Raw genomic sequence first — 21,974 nt, 5'->3', positions numbered from 1 at the left:
ATAACTCCTTTAATTATTGATTCATGAGACGATACCAGTGTTCAATCGTCTGATTATTAGAGTGGATATTAGCGACGGACTGGTCTGACTTAATCACACCATCTTTTAATAAAATTACACGTGTAAAGTAATTATCAATTTGATTGAAGTCATGTGTTATAGTGACAACGCTGCCGCCTACATGGTCCAAATAATCCCAAAATAAATCAATTGATTCCAAATCCATGCCCGCTGTTGGTTCATCTAGTATCAATAATTTTGATGGTTTAATTAACGTTAATAGTAAGGTTAGACGTCTTTTTTGTCCGCCTGATAGTTGATCAACGATTACTTCGGATTGCTCAGTGAGTTTAAATTTTTGGAGCATAGCATCTATGTTGACCTTTGAGTAGGCATCATATATTTTCAAAGATAAAGCAATTTGTTCGCGAACCTTTAAAGATGTAATTAAACAGTTTTCTTGCGTCATGACACTGAGATCATCTCGTGCGTTAAAATGTTTAATAACACGCCCTTTATCCGGAATGATATTTCCCAAAATCATATTGACAATTGTTGTTTTACCCGACCCGTTACTGCCTAACAGAGCGATACGATCTCTACCATAGATAGATAAATTGACATCCTTTAAAACGGGATTCTTAAAAGATTTATTTAAATTTTTTAGCTCCAATATTAAAGTATCACCATGTGTATGGCCAGCAAGTAGAAAATCTAAGTTGACTGAGAAAATTTCTGAAATAGCAATCAGTTTGTCAATGTTAGGTTCAGATTCACCATTCTCCCACTTAGATATGGATTGTCTAGAGACAAATAATTTTTGTGCTAAAAATTCTTGTGAAAGGTGCTTTTTTTGCCGTAAAGCGCTTAACTGCGATTTGAAAATGTTTTCCATGCTTAATATTATTCTCCGTGATCTTGATTCATCAGCCGATAAAAATGATTATACATGAACATTTTTGTCAATAAACGTTTTCTCACAAAACTAGTGTATAGACTTTTTTGCGAAGGTCGCAACTGTTGGTTGCAGTACATTAGACGTTGATTTTATGGCATAGAAATCATAAGAAATAATTGGTAATGTCAATTTTCTTCGCCATTTTTAGCATAGATAAATGTACCGCTACTTTTAAATCAATATTCAGTCGAGCAAACATGTTTTTTCTAGATAAAGTTTCCAAGCTAGGTGTACAATGTGATTAAGAAAGGTAGGCTACAATTATGATTAAGAATAAAAGTGAATGGGCACAACAATATATAACAGTGATTTATAAAAGTAAAGAGCATGTCTTCAGAGTAATTGATACTGATGCCTTGTATAAGTTTACTAATACAAAACATGAGGAGCTGTTAGACAGTAAAAAAATTACAACAGCTTTATTAGATTCCTTTAGAGTAAAAGAAATTTCGTTAAATAGTGTTTCTGAGAAAGAATTATTAGCAGAATATGGTCTTGAACTAATTAATAAATAAGTATTTTTGTATATGGATTCGATCATTTTTTGTAACATGTGAGGTTGAGTTGACAGAAAAAGTATTTCATAGTAAAATAAAATTTCTGTAAATAGCATAAATAATAAGTAAGATTGACATTCGGAGTGAAGAGAAGCAGTGGTTGGTGAAAACTGCACAGGTGTCGCTATCTGAAATACAGCTATTAGTATTTAAGCGTGGCAGCACCATGTTATCAAATGTTAAAGTGATGCGTTTTTGACGCGTAAGCTGGGTGGTACCACGGATTTCTATAAATGTCGATTCGTCCCTTCTGTTTTATAACAGCAGGGACGTTTTTTATTGTAGAAATATAGTTTTATTGACGGGAGATAAACATGGAAAACAAACTAACTACCAAATTATCAACGATATTATTGGCCGGTGTCATTATTATTTTAGCTACTGCTGTTATTGGTTTTAGATTATCGCCGAGTGTACCTATTCTACTAGTGATTAGTATGATTGTTCTGATTGCTCGATTACGAGGTGTGAGTTGGCAAGAAAGTCAAGCGGCTTTGGTGAAGGGGGTTACTTCAGGCATCGCACCGTTGTTTTTATTTTTACTAATAGGTGCCCTGATAGCACTTTGGCTTGCTACTGGTGTAATCCCTACGATGGTTTGGGTTGGATTTAAAATATTAAGTCCTCAGTTCTTTTTACCCACCGCTTTGTTAACGTCTGCTATCGTAGGAACGTTAATTGGTAGCGCATTTACAACGTTATCAACAGTAGGTGTGGCATTAATGGGTGTAGGAACGTTAATGGGCTTAAATCCAGCTTTGGTCGCTGGAACTATTCTTTCTGGTGCTATTTTTGGAGACAAAAGTTCTCCATTGTCTGATTCAACTAACCTCGCAAGTGCCATTTCAGAAACAGATTTATTTGCGCATATCAAAAATTTGATGTGGACAACATTACCTGCCTTCGGGGTAACTTTTCTGGTGACAATGATACTTGGTTTCGGACATCATTCGGGTACGGGAACAACACAAAAAATCGCTTCATTATTACCATTATTACAACCAACGTGGTGGGCGATTGTGCCACTTACTTTGTTGGTGGTCACTGCCTGGTTTAAAACGCCGGCTATTGCTGCCTTAATGATTAATATTTTAGTTTCCAGTGTGGCTTTCTTAGCAGATCACAGTGTATCTAATTTTTCTGATTTATTAGTTCATGGTTTCAAAACGACAAGTAACAACCCTACCTTAGTTGCCTTATTGAATCGTGGCGGTATGTCTTCGATGATGGATACCGTAATGATGATTATGTTAGCCTTAGCGCTTGGTGGCCTATTAGATGGTTTGGGCATATTGAAAGCAGTAATGGCACCTGTTGTAGGACATTTGCAATCCCAAGGATCAGTAGTTTTGGCAACGCTATTGACAGGTATTGGCGCCAACTTTTTGGTTGGGGAACAATATCTAGCGACTATTTTGCCTGGTCAGCTATTTAAAGATAGCTTCACGCGTGTGAACTTATCTGGACTAGCGTTGGGGAGAACAATTGAAGACAGTGGTACAGTGACAAATTACTTAGTACCATGGGGTGTCGCCGGTGCCTTTGCGGCACAAACACTAGGTGTATCGGTATTAGCTTTTGCACCATTCACGCTATTTGCATTATTGTCACCCGTGATGTCAATTGGTTCCGCGCTAACGGGCATAGGGTTGAAACGACTGAAGTAATGACAAAGAAGACATCAATTTTCTTTGCGGAAATATTAATTGTTTAGCATAACACGAATATCTATATGAAAAAACATTAGCGATCATTCGCTAGTGTTTTTTTTGTAAGTACTATATAAAATTTTCACATAACCAATAAATTATTGACAGTTATATTAATAAAGTATATATTAACGTTGTTAATATAAAAATGATTAGGGGTTATCTGATGAGAAGAATGGTTTTAACGATATTATTTATACTTGGGATATTTATTTGTATGTTAGACACTACCATTTTGAATGTAAGTTTACCAAATATTGCTGAACATTTAGATGTTGGATTAGATTCGTTGTCGTGGGCGTTAAATGTGTATTTGATTTTATTTGCATCACTCACAATACCCTTAACAAGAATTGCCGAGATGTTTGGCATCCACAAATTTTTTTTAATTGGTGTTTTCCTGTTCGGTGTCGGTTCAACACTATCAGCTCTTTCTACTGAACTAAGTATGTTGTTAGTTGGTCGCGCCATTCAAAGTGTAGGTGCTTCGATTGTATTTCCACTATCCATGACGTTAGGGATAGCCTTAGTCGACATTAAGGAACGGACACGAATGATTGCTATATTGGGTATTACGCAGGGACTGGCAGCAGCTTTGGGACCAACAATTGGTGGCGTAGTCACACAATTCATGGGTTGGTGATGGATTTTTTGGATTAACGTGCCACTTACGATTATCATGATTTTAATCGGTATAACTAATTTAACTATGCGTAACGAAGTGAAACATAAACAATCCATGGATATTTTGGGTACGATATTAATTATGATTACTCTTGCCACATTATCATTAGGAATGATGCAGGGCAGGGTTTGGACATGGACATCTCTTGCTACTGTTTTATGTTTTCTAATTAGTGTTGTTAGTTTTTCATTATTTGTATGGATTGAACATCGTAGTAAGAATCCAATGGTACCATTACAATTATTTTTCGATCGTAACTTTTCAGTATCTTGCGGAGTCATTATTTTCAGTAATCTGTTTTTAGTAGCAGTAACGGTAATTTTACCTAGTTACTTCACCAATATTGCGGGATTTGATTCATTGCATTCATCGCTTTTAGTTTCACCAATTTCCCTAGCAATTTTTATTTTTGCACCTATATCAGGTTTTGCACAGGCGCGTGTTAGTGCTAAATGGCTACTTTTAATTGGTTTTATGTTTATGGCTAGTGGTTATATATGGCTTGCATTTGGTGCTTTAATGAGTCAAACGCTAACAGTTTTGTCAGGGTTTGCTATCGGTATGGGGTATGGTATTATCACAGGACCAATTTTAATAATAGCTGCTGGAAACTTAGAAGGAAAACTTCTTACTGCCTCTCAAAGTGTGACAAGTGTCTTGAGACAAGTAGGATCAATGCTGGCAGTAGCCATATTTGTTACGGGTCTGTATAGTAATTTGTTAGTGGCAAAAACAGCATCGAAAATTGATGCACACAATCAAATAGTGAAACTACATTTGACTGATACAGAGCAAGAAAATGTGATGAATAAGATTAATACGAATCTAAATGCAACAAATTTTGTTAAAACGAATATTAATGATGTGCCGTCTACTTTGAAATATAGTATACAAAGGATCGAACATAATACTAGTACACAGCTGAGAAAGTCCTTTGAAAATCTCTATTTGGTATCATTACCGTTCTTGTTATTATCAGCTATTATTGGGTTGTTCTTGAAAAGTAAAAAATGAGTATTTAGGAATATAATAGCAGTGATATATTTAAAAAATGTAAAATTCCTTGGTCAGGTAACAAGTGTGTATAATAATAACGAGCAACTACTTGGAGGAAAAAAGCATGACCATGAAAGGAAAAGAAATTGTCTTAGGTATTTTGCAAGATGGACCACGTACGGGATACGAGATTAATGAAGTGATACAGACGCGTTTGAATCATTTTTTTGATGGCACATACGGTATGATTTATCCAACACTAAAGAAATTAGAGAAGGATGGATTGGTTGCTAAGGAGCAAATAACACAAACTGATAAACCAAATAAAAATGTATATTCTATTACAAAAAAAGGAACGAGAATCTTTTCAGAAGAACTTCTAAAACCAACGTCTCCTGAAATATTAAAATCTGATTTTTTAATGCGATTATATTTTAGTAATCATTTGGAACCAGAACAAGTAACGCAATTTCTAAAGGAAGAAATAAACCGTAAACAGTTGCAACTCAATGATTTAAAATCGCAACTTAATGCATGGCAGGATAATGGCATGACGGATGTGCAAAAGGTAGCGTTTGATTATGGCGTGACATACTATACATCAACACTTCAACTTTTAAAAGAATTCTTACACAAATATGAATAGTTAAATTTGTTCATTATTTTGACGACCAAAATATTATAATGTTAGATTGATTGAGAGCTATCAATAGGCAACATATTATTCATTTGCGGCACCTAATAAAAAACGTAAAACATTGATGGATGTTTTACGTTTTTAATATTTTTATGTTGAGTTGGTGAATAAGCGTAGTTACTTTTTAAAAGAATTTGATTAAGATAACACCACCAACCATGAAACATAGCCCCAATAGTTGAATGACCGAAATGGGATTTTTCTTAGCGCCAAACCACCCAAATTGATCTACGAATAGGCTGCCAACAATCTGTCCGACTAGGACAATGACAACTACTAGTCCAGTACCTAGTAATGGCACGAGATAAACATTTCCTAAGACAAATAGAGACCCAATGATACCACCGAACCAAATCCACCAAGGTTGTTGTGAAAGTTGGATAGCTTGTTTTTGTTTATGAGCATAGTGGTTGATTAAGAAAATAACAAGCAATGTTATGAATCCGACTAGGAATGAAATAAGAGCTGCCTTGAGTGAGGAGCTAATTACTTTACCTAAATGCCCATTAATCGCTGTTTGGAGTGCGCTAAGCATACCGGTTACGAATCCCAGGAATTGCCAAGGCAATCTTATGAAGGCCGACTCATTATTTTGTGAGACTGCTTCTTTTGGACTGCTTTTTTTCTTTAATACTAGCTGCGTTAGTGAAACAGAAAGAAAAACGCCGGTTAAGACTAATAAGGCACCTACTCCTCTAAACCAAGTAAAATAGTGTTGTTTAGAGTAAAACCACCCAAAATTATCAATAAGCATACTCATGGCAATTTGGCCAAGAATTGGCATAATGACAGTTTGGACACTACCTAATTTCGGAAATAGGATAATATTGCCGGTTAAATAGATGACACCGAGTGCACCTCCTATCCAGCTCCACCAAGGTTCAGTTAAAAAAAAGGAACCATTGATAGTCAGAGAATCAGTAGTTACTAGCGTTACAGTTGTTAGGAAAAGTGTGCCGACCCCGAATGAAATTAAGGAAGAATTAAACGGAGAACCAAGTGCACTACGAAGTTTGGAATTGACCGCAGTTTGTATAGGCAGGCCAAAACCAATAGCTAATCCAAGAATAAATAAAGGCATGTCAATTTCACCACTTTCTGAGAAATATCTGAATTGTAAGATACATATTCTGTAGTTATCATAGATATTATCGTAGGGAAATCGCATATTTTTGTCAAGAATTTCGATTGGGAGAAATTTGGTTTATTTAGTAAGGCATTTTAAAAATAAAATGTTTAACTATCGTTCTTTGGTGCATAATCTGGATAAAGAGGTGCTGTTGTTAAGCGAATACTGTAAACAAACTTATAGATTTTTATGTGCAACCATACCTATTATTCAATGTTGCTTTAATAATCATTTTCAAATAATCTGTCCACGGTCGTGTTTAGCTCTCGTGCTAAATTAAAAGCCAAAGAAAGCGAAGGATCATATTTATTGTTTTCGATGGCATTGATTGTCTGTCTTGAGACACCACATGCCTTCGCTAAATATGATTGGGATATTTTCATTTGGGACCGTATCGATTTAATTTTATTTTTCATATTTAATCGCCCAATTTTTTACTATTATATTTGAGAGTTATGAAATATATTATCGTAGTGGTGGTTAATATCGAAAGTGAGCTAGTATGACTATTAAAAACATTTGTTGTCAAGTTAAATACGCCTGCTATTAATTTTATTATGGAATCCATGAAAAGAGTAACAATTACTGTGATAAAAGTATACGTACTTGATTTCCAAATAATTATTTGCCTTCGTTCGTCTCCCTTTTTTAATATTGAGATAACCATGCCCAAATCTATTACCAATACGATTGAACTTAGTATCCATAGCGCAATGTAACCTTTATTCATTGTGTGCTCTCCTTGGTGTCAAAAACTTTTTACATTTAAAGTATATCATTATCGGTAAATATGTCAAACATATTTGACACATCAGCAAATGCTACAATTCTTCTAGTGTGAATAAACTAATCTTATATGCTTTCTTAAATAGATATTTTGCGCGTTAAAAGCATCCCAAGTAATACTTTAGTGACATCGATAGATGAGTATTGATAAGATGATGTTATCAATTTATTAATTAAGGAGATAAAAGATGCTTATTGGTGAGAAGATAAAGATAATTCGTGGGATGAACGGATTGTCTCAACATGATATGGCTAAAAGTTTGAAAGTATCTAGTCAAGCCGTATCTAATTGGGAACGCGGGAAGGACTACCCAGATATATTGAATGTTATTCGTATATCAGATTTATATCGTATATCGTTAGATGAGCTTATACGAGAAGATAAAAATTATAAAGAAGTTTTGTTGAAAAAGAAATTCAGTAAGACAGCTGATAATTTATTAAATGTTATTTTATTACTCGTGGCTGTGATCAGTCTTATCTATTCTTATACAACTAATTCGGATAATCATTTTTTGGTTATACTGACGTTTGTTACAGTAATTCATATATTCATATGTGTGTGTAAAAAAATCAATCTTAAGATTTGTAAGAAAATGTAAAAAATAATAAGGAATGAATACATGTTTCCATAGTGAAAAAGCCATATGCAAACAAAAATAGTCTTTTAGTTTTGTTCCGTCACCATTAGAGCCCCCAATAAATGATATAATCATTTAAAATACTCATGATGTTAAATCGATTTCTGGGGGATATATGTTAATTCGCGATATGGTACGAACTAAGCCAATGAGTTGGTTGTTATTCATATTTGGTTCAGATATTATGATGACATATGGGTTGTTGATATATCATGGATCAACACATTTTAAGCCCACGAGAGACTATATAACGATATTGAAGTTTGTCTCTATGGACTTAGTTAGTTTTGTGTTTATTATGCTTTTTTTCGATTGGTTACATGTTAAGTTTTTTCAGAATGAATCGGAAAACTTATTAGATAAGGTATTGCGAATTGGTGGCAATACGATGGCGGCGTACTTTGGTTGGTTTGCAATTGGTTTTGTTCTATTACAAATATTTAGCAACTTTCAAGCAAAGCAATTTTGGCTATTAACGCTTGTGTCAGGTATCCTGGCAATAGTGAACTGGTTGCTAAGACGTGTAACGCCAGTAAGATTTCAATTAAATCCTATGGCATTAGATGACAACTAATGGTCGTCTGCTTTTTAGACAAGGGCACATGTTATAATAGAAAATATGCAAACTGTGAATCCACAAACAATTTTAAAAGAAAAATTTGGGTACGATAATTTTCGATCTGGTCAGCTAGATGTTATTAATAAAGTTCTGGCACATAAACATGCTTTAGCGATTATGCCGACTGGTGGTGGAAAGTCAATTACCTATCAGCTGCCAGCAATGATGTTTGAGGGGATTACCTTAGTCATTTCCCCATTGATCTCGTTAATGAAAGACCAAGTTGACGGGCTGAACACCATGGGCATTCCTGCAACGTTCTTGAATTCGACAGTTGATGGGCAAGAACAAGCGCAACGCATGTCGGACCTAAGGCACGGACTTTACAAAATGTTGTATGTTGCGCCCGAACGACTAGAGGTTCCTAGCTTTTTTAGTTTTGTCCAAAGTCTCAATATTGAGTTGATTGCTGTTGATGAAGCCCACGTTTTATCACAATGGGGACATGATTTTCGTCCGAGTTATTTGAATATTTTACCATTGTTGGCACAAATTTCTGGACACCCGGCAGTTCTTGGTTTGACGGCCACCGCAACGGAGCGTGTTCGTGAAAACCTACAACAGTTGTTACAAGTAGATAACGATGACACAGTCTTGACCGGATTTGCGCGGGATAATCTGGCTTTGAATATTGTACATAATCAGGACAAACGAAAGTATGTGGTTGAATATTTACAAAAAAACCGTGAACAAACTGGTATTATTTACGCAGCAACGCGTAAGCAAGTTGATGAACTGGCTACTTATCTGAATAAAATTGGCATTAATGCTGGCCGTTATCATGCTGGTTTATCCGAAAAGGAACGTCAAAGTCAGCAAGAAGCGTTTTTATATGATGAAAACGCAGTGATTGTGGCTACAAATGCTTTTGGTATGGGGATTAATAAACCGAATGTACGCTACGTAATCCATTATTCCGTCCCGGGAAACATTGAGGCGTATTATCAAGAAATTGGTCGTGCTGGTCGTGATGGGTTACCCGCCGAAGCTATATTACTATATGCACCACAAGATATTCATCTGCAGGAATTTTTTGTTCAAAAGTCAGAAGGTTCAGAAGAGCATAAGCAAAACGAATATGACAAAATTAGAGAAATGAATGCTTTTGCCAATACGCAAACTTGTTTAGTACGCTATTTATTGCAATATTTCGGTGAAACAGTGACAGAAGATTGCGGCCATTGCTCAAATTGTTTGGATACACGTGAATGGGTTGATGTTACGCTTGATGCGCAAAAAGTACTGGCGAATGTGATGCGTATGAATCAACGCTTTGGCAAAACGATGGTTGCTAAGGTGTTAAAGGGATCAACTGATGCTAGTGTGCGTAAATATGAGTTCTTACAGGAGTTACCAACATTTGGTTTGATGAAAGAGCGAACGCTAAAAGAGCTGACACGATTTATTGACTACCTAACAGCTGAAGGATATTTGCGTTTCGAGGGCGCAGAGTTTCCTGTATTAAAAGTAACAGCATTAGGTGCCGAAGTATTAAAGGGTGAAACGGAGATTAAAAAACGTCTTGAGAAGGTTCGCATTGTTAGTCAGAAAGTGACTAATAATGATTTGAAGCTTTCCGACGAAGATAATCGTTTGTTTGCAAAGTTAAAGGAAAAACGTTTAGAATTAGCTCGGTCAGCTGGATTACCACCTTTCTTAATATTCTCAGACAAAACTTTGATGAGTATGGCACAGGCGCGTCCACAAACTGATACAGAATTCTTAGCGATTTCAGGTGTGGGTGAAAAGAAGTTTGAAATTTATCATAATGATTTTGCAAAGGTTATTAATGATTTTATTGTAGTTTAATCATAAATGTATTGACAAATATTCATAATTATCTTAAGGTATTATTAGGATATTGAAATCGTTGAAGCGAAGAGTAAATAACGTGCGGAAATTTAAGCGAGTCAGGATAGTGAAAGATGACATGAAGCCGTTTATTGAAGATGAACGTGGATGATATCGTGAGATTTAAGTGATTGAGTTTCACGTTCGGTTAGCGCCGTTACAGTATGAGAGCATGTATGATGCTAAATCTGGGTGGTACCACGTTCTTTACGTCCCTGTTAATCGTTATGATTAACAGGGACTTTTTGTATTTCTGACGATTTGATAACCTACTAGAAAGCCATTAATTAAGATGACCGAGGAAATAGAAATGACAAACAATCATTTAGTGTTACAAACTGATTTTGGATTGCAAGATGGTGCGGTAAGTTCCATGAGAGGTGTTGCCTACAATGTTGCTGACAATATTGTTGTTAGTGATTTAACACATGGCATCACGCCATTTAACATATTTGAAGGGTCGTTTCGCTTGTTTCAAACTTTTGACTACTGGCAACCTGGGACAGTGTTTGTATCTGTTGTTGACCCTGGTGTGGGGTCAAAACGTTTGTCAGTAATTGCTAGGACAACAGCGGGGCACTACATTGTGACACCAGATAACGGCACTTTATCACATTTATTATCTAATGATTTGATCGAAAGTGTACGTGTGATCGATGAAACAACGCAACGCCTCCCCGGTTCAGAAAAATCATCAACATTTCATGGTCGTGATATTTATGCTTATAATGGTGCTAAATTAGCTAGTAGACAAGTCATGTTTGAAGATTATACTGAAGAAATATCAGTTAGCGATTTGGTACGTTTACCAATTACACCTGGTGCGTACCAAGAAACGGTTTATGGTCAACCACAACTAGTAGGTAATATTGATATCACTGATGTCAATTTTGGTTCGTTGTGGTCAAATATTCCCCTGCGTGAATTTGAAAAAATGAATTTACAATATGGTGATACTTTGCGTGTTCAAATTAAATGTGATGGTAATTTATTATTTGATGAGGTATTACCATATGTGCACACATTTACTGACGTTAATCCGGGCGAACCATTAATTTATATTGATTCGGTGTATACAGTTGCATTTGGTTTGCATACGGGTAGTTTTGAGCAAACTTACCATGTGGGTGCTGGCCAAGGATGGGCTGTTTCATTGACGAAAGAAATAGAATAGTGTCACATAAAAGGAGAGAAAAATGAAACAAAATAACAGAAAAACAGGATTATCAGTGCGTTCTGTCGTTGCAACTGGTATCGGTGCTGCGGTATTTTTCATCTTAATGAAGTACATTGCTATTCCAATTGGTGTACCAAATACTAATGTTAATGTCGCTGAAGGGTGGTTAGCATTGATTGCCGGTCTATTTGGTCCAGTTGTTGGTTTTTTAGTTGGTGTTATTGGACACACAATTAATGATGCGACTTATGGTGCCCCTTGGTGGTCATGGGTTTTAGCTGACGGTACGTTTGGACTATTGCTTGGTTTGAGTAAAAGATTCTTGGATCTTGAAGGTGGGGATCTTTCTACAAAAAAATTAGTTCAGTTTAATGTTTGGCAAATAATTGCTAACGTTATTGCGTGGTTGATTGTTGCGCCAATTGGCGATATATTAATATACAAACAGCCAGCTAACAAGGTGTTCTTACAGGGCGCAGCAGCAGCAATTGTTAACATCTTGTCAGTCGCTATTATTGGCTCTCTTTTACTGGTGGCTTATGTCAAGTCACGACCTAAGAAAAGTTCATTACGTAGTGAATAAGTAGCCATGGGCTACGTACATAGGGGAAAACATGGTAAAACCATTTATTGATTTTCAACATGTGACATTTAAATATCACGCGCAATCTGAACCGACGTTACATGATGTGAGTTTTCAGATTTATCCTGGTGAAAAGGTTTTAATAGCAGGTGCCTCTGGATCGGGTAAAACAACGTTACTTCGTTTACTTAATGGCTTAATTCCGCAAGCGTATCAGGGAGATATTACTGGTGAACTGACAATCAATGGTAAAAAAATCTTAGATCAGTCATTGTTTGACCTATCTTTGCAAGCTGGTACGGTTCTTCAGGATTCTGATGCGCAATTTGTGGGTATGACGGTTGCCGAAGATATAGCTTTTTCTCTTGAAAACGATAATCAGCCGATAAATATTGTCAGAGAAAAAGTCGCTAAATGGGCTAATCGATTTGGGCTAGGGAAGCGTTTGACATTGGCACCACAATCGTTATCTGGCGGACAAAAACAACGTACTGCTATGGCAGGTGTTTTGGTTGATGAAGGGGATCTATTGCTATTTGACGAACCACTGGCTAGTCTTGATCCGGCTGCTGGTGCTGCTGCAATGTCATTGATTGATGAACTGCAACAAGAACGTAATATGACAGTGGTTGTGATTGAACATCGGATAGAAGATGTGTTACGAGCTCATGTTGATCGTGTAATTGTCATGGCGCATGGTAGAATTATCGCCAATGACACACCAACTGCTATTATCCAAGCGGGCACATTGTCTGCGAACGGCTTAGACGAGCCACTGTACATACAACTATTACGTCGAGCAGGCGTTCCAGTGAATGAAATACCTCACGTAGCCGATGTTGAAAAAGTGAACGTTTCCAACTTTAAAGATCAAATTGAAACTTTGGCAGAACCAGTGCGGGCAGTTACTCGTCATGACGAACAGTTGTTGATCCAAAACTTGACCTTTGCCTATGATCAGCAAGAACCACTGTTTGAAAATTTATCGACATCTATTCATGAAGGTGAAATTCTTGGTATTGTAGGTAAAAATGGATCGGGTAAAACAACTCTATCCCACCTATTAACTGGCTTCCTGACACCAAGTGGAGGAGATATTCGATTAGATGGACGTTCGTTGCTAAGCGATTCTATTAAAGAACGAGCTGATCATATAGGATATGTTTTACAAAATCCTAATCATATGATTACGAAAGCAACAGTATTTGACGAGGTTGCCAGTGGGCTAAGATTACGTCACATCGATGAAGAACAAGTGACAGAACGTGTGCGTGAAATGCTACGACTTGTCGATCTTGATGGTATGCGTAATTGGCCTATTTCTGCATTAAGCTTTGGGCAAAAAAAGCGACTTACAATTGCGGCTGTGTTGGTTTTGAAACCAGAAATTTTAATATTAGATGAACCGACAGCTGGACAAGATGCAACGCACACATCTCAGCTACTCAGTTTCTTACAGCATATTAACACTACGAACCGTACGACTATTATAATCATTACACATGATATGCATTTATTAGCAAACTTTGTTCAACGAGCCCTGGTTGTTGTTGATGGGCAAATATTAGCGGATACAACACCAGCGGAGTTACTAGCAAATGAGGCATTAGTTGACGCTGCTAGTTTACGAACTACCAGTATTTACCGTTTAGCTCAGCGTCTTAGCATTATGCATCCAGAAGAATTAAATGCAGCTATAAGGAAATAAGATGGATAACTCACTTTTCGGATATAAAGCAAGAAATACTTGGATTAATCAAGCTACGGGTACTGCGAAATTAGTTGGTTTTTTGGCATTAACAACGATTGGTATGATTTCCTATGATACGCGTTTTTTAATTGCTTTAACAATACTGTCATTTATTTTAATTAAAATGGCGCATATCAAATACCAGGAATACGCACTACTTTTAAAATTGGTATTATTCATTGGTGTGATTAATCTTGTAATGATCACTGTCTTGGCGCCTCAATATGGTGAACAATTATATGGTACGAAGCATGTGATGTTTGGTAGTGGTTGGTTTACAATTACACAGGAACAGTTGTTTTACGAATTTAATCTTCTATTAAAGTACTTATTCTCATTTCCGTTGTCAATTGTATTGCTTTTCACTACTAATCCCAGCGAGTTTGCTGCTGGGTTAAATAAAATTGGCGTACCTTACAAGGTATCGTATGCTGTTGCAATTACTCTGCGCTATATTCCTGACGTACAGAGTGATTATCGGACGATTAGTTTGGCGCAACAAGCACGTGGTTACGAAATATCAAAAAAATCTAGTTTAATCGAACGAATGAAGGGAACTGTACAAATTATTCTACCCTTAGTATTTTCAAGTTTAGGCCGAATTGATACGATTAGCCAGGCTATGGAATTGCGTCGTTTTGGTCACTATAATAAACGTTCATGGTATCAAGAACAACGTTTTTCTGTGCGTGATGTGGCCATGATTTTATGGTCAGCATTGATTGTCGTGATTGGCATCTCGCTATTTATAACTAATGGAGGTCGGATGTGGAATCCTTTCAAATGACAGCTGAACAGTGGCAACAAAAGTCACAATCGTACAAATCGGAATTATTGACTGATTTATTACAGTTTTTATCAATACCATCTGTACTAGATAAAACAACAGCTAATGTTCAACAACCTTTTGGAACAGGGATCGAAACAGCACTACAATTTCTAGTTGATATGGGTAGGCGTGACGGGTTTAAAGTAGATCGTGTGGCTGATAATATGGTTGTTGTTATTGACTATGGGCCAGATGAGGCAACGGAAACCTTTGGAGTCTTGTCACACGTCGATGTTGTTCCTGGTGGGGATGCATGGACGATAACATTACCATTTAGTCCCAAAGTTATCGGTAATCGCTTGTATGGGCGAGGCTCACACGACATGAAAGCTGATTTAATAGCTAGTTATTACGCTTTGAAACAATTAAAAGATGCTGGTTTTCAACCACGCAAAAAAATACGTTTGATTTTTGGTAGTGATGAAGAATCTGATTGGCGTGATATGCGTGCTTATTTAGATCAAGTAGGTGAACCGACACTTGGCTTTTCACCTGATGGAGCCTTTCCAGTTGTTCCTGGTGAAAAAGGTGTTTTAACCCTATCAATTCAATTTCAAGGCACAACCCAGGGTTCGTGGAAATTACATCGGTTTCAGTCTGGGGAAAGAGATAATGTTGTACCAGGAACAGCAGTTGCTGATGTTGAGCTGCCGGATAGTGTCGATATCAATGGTTTCTTAACTGCGTATGAACGTTATCTCAAAAATACATTAATGATTTCAGGTATAGGCCAATATGATGATGGGCATATTATATTAACGTTGTATGGTAAATCTGTTCATGGCGCTTATCCAGAAGATGGTTTGAACGCGGCAACGTACTTGGCTAATTTTTTATTAAATTATAATTTTGATGATCAAGCCCATGGATTCTTAGTGTTTCTTGGTTTGACAAATCATAAAAATGTTTTTGGCGAAAAACTCGGATTGGTCTATCATGATGATATTATGGGTGATTTAACTGTAAATGTGGGTAAGATTTTATTTCAAGCTAATGCTGACAGTGAAATTCGGATTAATTTTCGTTATCCAATGGGCATAACGGAAACTGCTATTTTGACACAAGTGCAACGGCATATGGGGAACTTAAGCGCCAGAATATTTAAGCAAGAAGCTTTTGGTACACATCCGCACATGGTGGACCTCAGTGATCCTATGGTTACAGTACTTGCGAATGTTTATGCCCAGCACACGCATACGCAAAAAACATATAAAATTTCTAATGGTGGGTCGTATGCGCGCCTATTAAAACGCGGGGTGGCTTTTGGTGGACAATTTCCTGATGTACCGGTCATGAGCCATCAGCCAAACGAATATGTATTGGTAGATAACATCCCTAAGACACAAGCCATTTTCGCGCAAGTCATGTATGAGATGACTCGATAACGAAGACAAGGTCATTAGTAAACTTAACTACTAATCATATGAATTTTTGCATAGGTAGATGGGAGTTATTATAATGCGACAGCACATGAGTAGGACAGACACAAAAATCGTACTATAAGTTACCAGTGGAAATAGTTCTGATAAACACTTGAAAAGTAAGGCCATATTGTAGTACAATTAATAATTGTGAATGCACAGTTTGTGCGATCACTCCTTGCAGCCAAGGCTGCCAGAGACCAAAAGGAGGAAATAAAATGGCTACATCATACGAAATGACTTACATTGTTCGCCCTGATTTGGATGCGGATGCTAAGAAGACGCTTGTTGAGCGCTTTGATGCAATCTTGACAGATAATGGTGCAACAATTCAAAAGTCAGCTGACTGGGCTACTCGTCGTTTTGCATACGAAATTGCTGGTTACCGTGAAGGTACATACCACATTATCAATTTTACTGCAGAAGACGATAAGGCTATCAATGAATTTGATCGTTTGGCAAAGATTTCTCAAGACATCTTACGTCACATGATTGTTAAGCGCGACGCAGAATAAATTTAAATTTTCACTGGGAAAGGAGCGTTAATTATGATTAATCGAGTAGTATTAATTGGGCGATTGACCCGTGATGTTGAATTACGTTACACACAATCAGGTGTAGCAGTCGGTACGTTTAGCTTGGCGGTTAACCGTCATTTCACCAATGCAAGTGGTGAACGTGAAGCTGACTTTATTAACGCCGTTATTTGGCGAAAGGCAGCTGAAAACTTTGCAAACTTCACTGGGAAAGGTGCACTTGTGGCCGTTGAAGGTCGTTTGCAAACAAGAAATTATGAAAATAATGCTGGCCAACGTGTATACGTGACAGAAGTTGTTGTTGATAATTTCTCATTACTTGAATCCCGCGCTGAAAGTGAAAAACGTCGTTCTCAGAACGGATCATCGGCATCTAATAATGGTGCAGATAACTTTAGCGGATCAAATGATCATTCATTTGGCGGTAATGACAATTCATTTAACGGTGTTGATCCTTTTGCAAGTGCGAGTTCAAACTCAAATACGCAATCATCAGCTCCGTCGAATACTGCCCCTAACCCATTTGCGGCTAGTGGCAATACAGAAATTGATATATCAGATGATGATTTACCATTCTAAAAATAAATTAAACACTACGAAAGGAGCTTTATTATGTCAGAACAAAACTCACGTCCACAAAATTCAGAACGTCCACAACGTTCACGTCGCCCACAAGGCGGTCCACGTCGTCGTCGTAAGGTTGATTTTATCGCTGCTAACCACATCGAATATATCGACTATAAGAACACTGAATTGTTAGAACGTTTCATCTCAGAACGTGGTAAGATTTTGCCACGTCGTGTGACTGGTACTTCTGCAAAAAACCAACGCAAGGTAACTACTGCTATCAAGCGTGCGCGTATCATGGCTTTGTTGCCATTCGTTACGGAAGATTAATTCCTAAAAGCCTGAGGCGGTTCGCCTCAGGCTTTTTTGTATATTTCGTATAGATTTGATCTATGTCTACTGCATCATGTGATGGTTTGTCTGAAGTATTCTAATATTAATCAGGACACCCTGTGGTAAAATAGAAGATATGATAACCAGAAGGAAGTAGCACGTGAAACGATTTTTCAGTTTTAAAAATTTACCGATATTCTTTCAGAACACTAAACTAAGTACAGTGGCCTTTTTGTTACTTGTATCAAGTGTAATGAGTGTTATTTTTGCTATGCTTTTCAATATAACATTTGGACTGATTTGGTTGGCCATAGTTATTATTGGGTTAGTATTTAGTGGACAAGCCTTCAAAGAAGTTAGTGAAGATGCACAAGAGTACTTATCTGGCTTGGGCTACCGCATTGCACGTAGTGAACAAGAAGCTTTAATTCGAATGCCAATTGGGATTATTCTTCTTAATCAAGATAAAAAAATTGATTGGATTAATCCATATATGCAAGCATATCTAGACAAAAGAGATGTGCTTGGATTAGAGTTGTCCGAGTTAGATAATAAGTTAGCTTTAGAGATTGATAACTATGCTGATGCTTCCGAGACGAATACAATCACCTGGCAGGGAAGGCAGTTTTCTTTATTTGTTCAACAAAACTTACGGGTTATTTATTTGATGGATATCAGTGAGTATGCCGCGATTACTCAAAAATACGAAGATCATCAGTTGTTCAGTGGGCTGATATCGGTTGATAACTACGAGGAAGTCACTGATGGTATGAGCGAGTCCGAAACGTCTACGTTAAGGACATATGTGACACGTGCATTGTCTGATTGGGCACTCGAACATCATATTTATATTCGCCGTCTGAATACACTGCATTATGTCATGTTTGGTTATCAGTTAGCTCTCAAAGAAGCTGAGAAAGATAAGTTTAGTGTCCTAAAAGATATTAGAGAAGCAACAGCACAACAAAATTCACCTGTGACATTGTCGGTCGGAATAGCATATGATGACACAGATATTAATAAGTTGGCTAAAATGGCTCAGACAAACTTGGATCTAGCCCTAGGGCGTGGTGGTGATCAGGTGGTTGTGAAATCTGAACAGGCAGCGGCACGTTTTTACGGTGGTGCCAGCAATCCGATGGAAAAACGTACCCGTGTCCGTGCTCGTATGGTATCACAAACTATTGCTGAATTAATGGAACAGGCTGATAATATTATGATTGTCGGTCATGCCATGCCGGATCTAGATGCAATTGGCTCGGGATTGGGTGTTTGGCGTATGGCTCAGACCAAAAATAAACCAGCTTTTCTTGTGTTGGACGAAAAGCATGTGTACAGTGATATCCAGCTACTGTTAGCTGAGCTTCGCAAAAAGCCAGCAGAATTTGTAGCACCAGGATCCAATATTGACGATTCTATCGTAGATGAAGCGAGAGCTTTGAAGTTAGTACGTGATAATACTTTACTAGTATTAGTGGACCATGCCAAAGCAAGTATTTCCGGCGCGCCACAGCTACTCAAGCGCTTAGCCAACCGTGTCGTTGTGATTGATCATCATCGTCTGGCAGAGCAAGGTTTAGATGAGAAACCACTAATGTCTTATATAGAGCCATATGCATCATCGACATCAGAACTAGTTGTGGAGCTGTTGCAATATCAAGATCAGTCACATGCACCTATTACAAAGTTAGAATCAACAGCGATGTTAGGTGGGATACAGATTGACACTAAAAATTTCACTTTGCGTACGGGATCACGTACGTTTGATGCTGCTAGTTATTTGCGTGCTAACGGAGCTGACAGTAATTTGATTCAGTCATTTATGAAAGAGAAGTTTTCGGATTTTAAATCGCGAAGTCATTTGGTCAATTTAGCGGAGATTCATGAAGGAAATGCTATTGCTGTTGGTGATAGCAAGGAAATCTATTCTGGATTACTTACCGCACAAGCTGCGGATGAACTATTGCAGATTAGCGGTGTGTATGCTTCGTTTGTTATCACGAAACGTCAGGATGGACGAGTTGGTATTTCGGCGCGGTCAACTGGAGAACGTAATGTTCAACGTACAATGGAAGCCTTAGGTGGTGGCGGACATTTATCCAATGCAGCCACCCAAATTGCTAATGTCACAACCGAAGAAGCCAAACAGCAACTATTAAATGTAATTGCGGAACAATCAGAAGATTAATATAGGGGATTAAAAAATGAAAGTAGTATTTTTAGAAGACGTTAAAGGTCGCGGAAAAAAAGGAGAAATTAAAGAAGTACCTGATGGGTACGCCAATAATTTTCTAATTAAAAATAAAAAAGCAGAGCCAGCTACAGGCAAAAATTTGGGCGCAGTTAAGGGGCGTCAAAAGGCTGAAGAGAAAGCGGCAGCTGAGGAACTAGCTGAAGCGAAAAAATTAGCAGATTTTTTCGCTAACGAAAAGACGGTTGTTGAGATAACAGGAAAGTCAGGAACAGATGGACGTCTATTCGGTGCTGTTTCAACAAAACAAATTGCGGCTGCCTTAGAAAAGCAATATCAGATTAAAATTGATAAGCGAAAGATGGAACTTAATCAACCAATACATGCGCTGGGTTATACAGATGTACCAGTTAAACTACACCGAGAAGTAACAGCACAATTGCGTGTTCATGTAAGCGAGGGTTAATATGGATAATCCGGTATCAAATGAATATCGGCAAGTGCCGCAAGATGGTGATGCTGAACGTGCAGTTCTCGGATCCATCTTTTTTGCTGTTAAGTCAGAAAATGCGATGATTGAAGCTAGTGCAATCTTGGTACCTGAGGATTTTAATAAGTTAGCGAACCAAACTATTTTTAAAGCCATGCAGGCATTGGTAGATGAAAATCGCCCAATTGATATGCTGACAGTGCAAGACAAACTAAATAGTATGCATCAACTTGAAAACGTTGGTGGTATGGTTTATTTGGCAGAAATATCAGAATCGACAGCTTCATCTGCCAATTTGAAGCATTATGCAAATATTGTTCGAGAAAAATCAGTTCTACGGAAAATGATTGACACATTAACGAGAACAATGTCATTGGCCTATGATGCTGCGGAACCAAGTGAAGATTTATTAGCACAATTATCGCGTAACATTGATACCATTGCAGAAAATCGTGGCGATGAAAACTTTAGAAAAATTAAAGATGTATTACAAGAATATCAAGCTAATCTAGACGAAGCGGTCAAAAATGATAGTGATGTTGTTGGTCTATCAACAGGATATCCTGAAATGGACAAAATTACACATGGCTTTCGAAATGATCAAATGATTGTTTTTGGTGCTCGCCCAGCTGTTGGTAAAACCGCTTTTGTGTTGAATATTGCCCGTAATGTAGCTAAAAATGAAAAAGTGCCTGTTGTTATTTTTGAAATGGAGATGAGTGCGACAGATATTGTTGGTCGGTTGCTTGCAGGTGAAGGATCAATTGACTCTAATCATTTAACCACAGGGCAGATGACACAAGAAGATTGGCAGGCGTTAACGCTTGCTATGCAATCATTGGCACAAATGAAAATCTACATGGATGATACTGCTGGTATTAAAATTAACCAGATTAGTGCCAAACTACACCAACTAGAACGTGATTTATTAAATGATATGACGCAAGAAGAGCGTATTCAAAATCCTCATCCAATCGGTATGGTCGTCATTGACTATTTGGGCCTCATTGAGTCTAATAACTCCGAGAGCCGCCAACAAGCCGTTTCTGAGGTTTCACGAGCGATTAAGAAAATGGCCAAAGAATTAAATACACCCATTATCGCGCTAGCACAATTGAGTCGTGGTGTGGAGCAACGTACTGACAAACGTCCAGTTTTGTCAGACTTGCGTGATTCGGGATCGATTGAACAAGATGCTGATGTTGTTGCGTTTTTGTATCGAGATGATTATTCACGTGGTGACTCTGAAGATGGTGACGGGGACCCACGTGAAGAACAAGAAGCGGTGCCGATTGAAATTATATTTGAAAAAAACCGAGCTGGCGCTCGTGGTACAGCTACCTTAATGTTCAATAAACCAACATTTAAGTTTAATGCTATGGCACCGTTATATCGAAATGACATGAACGCTGGTGCTCCCGATGTTAGTCCAGGGTGGTAAGACAACAACCAGGTAATTATCTGGAAAT

20 protein-coding genes and 1 pseudogene are annotated in these 21,974 nt (G+C 37.6%); 18 read left to right on the top strand and 3 right to left on the bottom strand.

Annotated features, from left to right (window positions below):
• Window positions 1-13: 13 nt before the first annotated feature.
• Window positions 14-895: an ATP-binding cassette domain-containing protein gene (locus GJV51_02305; protein ID QGM24883.1), complete on the bottom strand. Its 882-nt coding sequence runs from the start codon at window positions 893-895 to the stop codon at window positions 14-16.
• A 326-nt stretch (window positions 896-1,221) separates the two neighbouring features.
• On the opposite strand from GJV51_02305, the gene GJV51_02300 reads away from it, so the two are divergent.
• From GJV51_02300 to GJV51_02285, 4 genes and pseudogenes are all read left to right on the top strand, one after another.
• A complete protein-coding gene (locus GJV51_02300) occupies window positions 1,222-1,473 on the top strand; it encodes a hypothetical protein (protein QGM24882.1) in 252 nt (83 codons plus the stop codon).
• 356 nt (window positions 1,474-1,829) lie between these two features.
• Complete coding sequence (locus GJV51_02295) at window positions 1,830-3,182, top strand: sodium:proton antiporter (GenBank protein ID QGM24881.1); 1,353 nt, start codon at window positions 1,830-1,832, stop codon at window positions 3,180-3,182.
• Window positions 3,183-3,390: 208 nt separating this feature from the next.
• Window positions 3,391-4,923: pseudogene (locus GJV51_02290) on the top strand (DHA2 family efflux MFS transporter permease subunit).
• 106 nt (window positions 4,924-5,029) lie between these two features.
• Window positions 5,030-5,551: a PadR family transcriptional regulator gene (locus GJV51_02285; GenBank protein QGM24880.1), complete on the top strand. Its 522-nt coding sequence runs from the start codon at window positions 5,030-5,032 to the stop codon at window positions 5,549-5,551.
• Window positions 5,552-5,726: 175 nt separating this feature from the next.
• Here the strand turns inward: GJV51_02285 and GJV51_02280 are convergent, their stop codons facing one another.
• Both GJV51_02280 and GJV51_02275 read right to left on the bottom strand, forming a co-directional pair.
• Window positions 5,727-6,683, bottom strand: coding sequence for an EamA-like transporter family protein (locus GJV51_02280; protein ID QGM24879.1), 957 nt, complete (start codon window positions 6,681-6,683; stop codon window positions 5,727-5,729).
• A gap of 269 nt (window positions 6,684-6,952) precedes the next feature.
• Window positions 6,953-7,147 (bottom strand): helix-turn-helix domain-containing protein, encoded by a 195-nt coding sequence (locus GJV51_02275; protein ID QGM24878.1) that lies wholly within the window; start codon window positions 7,145-7,147, stop codon window positions 6,953-6,955.
• A 558-nt stretch (window positions 7,148-7,705) separates the two neighbouring features.
• Between GJV51_02275 and GJV51_02270 the strand changes: the two genes are divergently transcribed.
• The 14 genes from GJV51_02270 (at window position 7,706) to dnaB (ending at window position 21,946) form a co-directional block, all read left to right on the top strand.
• Window positions 7,706-8,119, top strand: a complete 414-nt coding sequence (locus tag GJV51_02270) for a helix-turn-helix domain-containing protein (protein ID QGM24877.1) — start codon at window positions 7,706-7,708, stop codon at window positions 8,117-8,119.
• A 154-nt stretch (window positions 8,120-8,273) separates the two neighbouring features.
• Window positions 8,274-8,732 carry a Tellurite resistance protein gene (locus GJV51_02265; GenBank protein QGM24876.1) on the top strand — a complete coding sequence of 153 codons (459 nt, stop codon included), beginning with the start codon at window positions 8,274-8,276 and terminating at the stop codon, window positions 8,730-8,732.
• Between the two features lie 45 nt (window positions 8,733-8,777).
• On the top strand, window positions 8,778-10,586 hold the full coding sequence (gene recQ / locus GJV51_02260) for a DNA helicase RecQ (GenBank protein QGM24875.1): 1,809 nt from the start codon (window positions 8,778-8,780) through the stop codon (window positions 10,584-10,586).
• A gap of 334 nt (window positions 10,587-10,920) precedes the next feature.
• Window positions 10,921-11,802 carry a DNA-directed RNA polymerase subunit delta gene (locus tag GJV51_02255; protein ID QGM24874.1) on the top strand — a complete coding sequence of 294 codons (882 nt, stop codon included), beginning with the start codon at window positions 10,921-10,923 and terminating at the stop codon, window positions 11,800-11,802.
• A gap of 22 nt (window positions 11,803-11,824) precedes the next feature.
• Entirely contained in the window at window positions 11,825-12,388 is a 564-nt protein-coding gene (locus GJV51_02250; GenBank protein QGM24873.1) for an ECF-type riboflavin transporter substrate-binding protein, read from the top strand.
• A 31-nt stretch (window positions 12,389-12,419) separates the two neighbouring features.
• Window positions 12,420-14,096, top strand: a complete 1,677-nt coding sequence (locus GJV51_02245) for an ATP-binding cassette domain-containing protein (protein ID QGM24872.1) — start codon at window positions 12,420-12,422, stop codon at window positions 14,094-14,096.
• 1 nt (window position 14,097) lies between these two features.
• A complete protein-coding gene (locus GJV51_02240) occupies window positions 14,098-14,925 on the top strand; it encodes an energy-coupling factor transporter transmembrane protein EcfT (protein QGM24871.1) in 828 nt (275 codons plus the stop codon).
• A complete protein-coding gene (pepV, locus tag GJV51_02235; protein ID QGM24870.1) occupies window positions 14,922-16,352 on the top strand; it encodes a dipeptidase PepV in 1,431 nt (476 codons plus the stop codon). Before GJV51_02240 ends, pepV begins: the two co-directional genes overlap by 4 nt.
• A 254-nt stretch (window positions 16,353-16,606) precedes the next feature.
• The gene (locus GJV51_02230; GenBank protein ID QGM24869.1) at window positions 16,607-16,903 is read left to right on the top strand and encodes a 30S ribosomal protein S6; all 297 of its coding nucleotides are present in this window, start codon (window positions 16,607-16,609) and stop codon (window positions 16,901-16,903) included.
• 33 nt (window positions 16,904-16,936) lie between these two features.
• Window positions 16,937-17,503: a single-stranded DNA-binding protein gene (gene ssb / locus GJV51_02225; GenBank protein ID QGM24868.1), complete on the top strand. Its 567-nt coding sequence runs from the start codon at window positions 16,937-16,939 to the stop codon at window positions 17,501-17,503.
• 33 nt (window positions 17,504-17,536) lie between these two features.
• Entirely contained in the window at window positions 17,537-17,821 is a 285-nt protein-coding gene (gene rpsR, locus GJV51_02220; GenBank protein ID QGM24867.1) for a 30S ribosomal protein S18, read from the top strand.
• 163 nt (window positions 17,822-17,984) lie between these two features.
• On the top strand, window positions 17,985-20,012 hold the full coding sequence (locus GJV51_02215) for a hypothetical protein (GenBank protein QGM24866.1): 2,028 nt from the start codon (window positions 17,985-17,987) through the stop codon (window positions 20,010-20,012).
• Between the two features lie 16 nt (window positions 20,013-20,028).
• Window positions 20,029-20,481, top strand: a complete 453-nt coding sequence (rplI, locus tag GJV51_02210; protein ID QGM24865.1) for a 50S ribosomal protein L9 — start codon at window positions 20,029-20,031, stop codon at window positions 20,479-20,481.
• Between the two features lies 1 nt (window position 20,482).
• Entirely contained in the window at window positions 20,483-21,946 is a 1,464-nt protein-coding gene (gene dnaB, locus GJV51_02205) for a replicative DNA helicase (GenBank protein QGM24864.1), read from the top strand.
• Window positions 21,947-21,974: the final 28 nt, after the last annotated feature.

The sequence above is a fragment of the Leuconostoc mesenteroides subsp. mesenteroides genome (genome assembly GCA_009676745.1).
Lineage (GTDB): Bacteria > Bacillota > Bacilli > Lactobacillales > Lactobacillaceae > Leuconostoc > Leuconostoc koreense.
The sequence above is the reverse complement of the archived record's forward strand: the minus strand, read 5'-3'. Positions and strand labels throughout refer to the sequence as shown.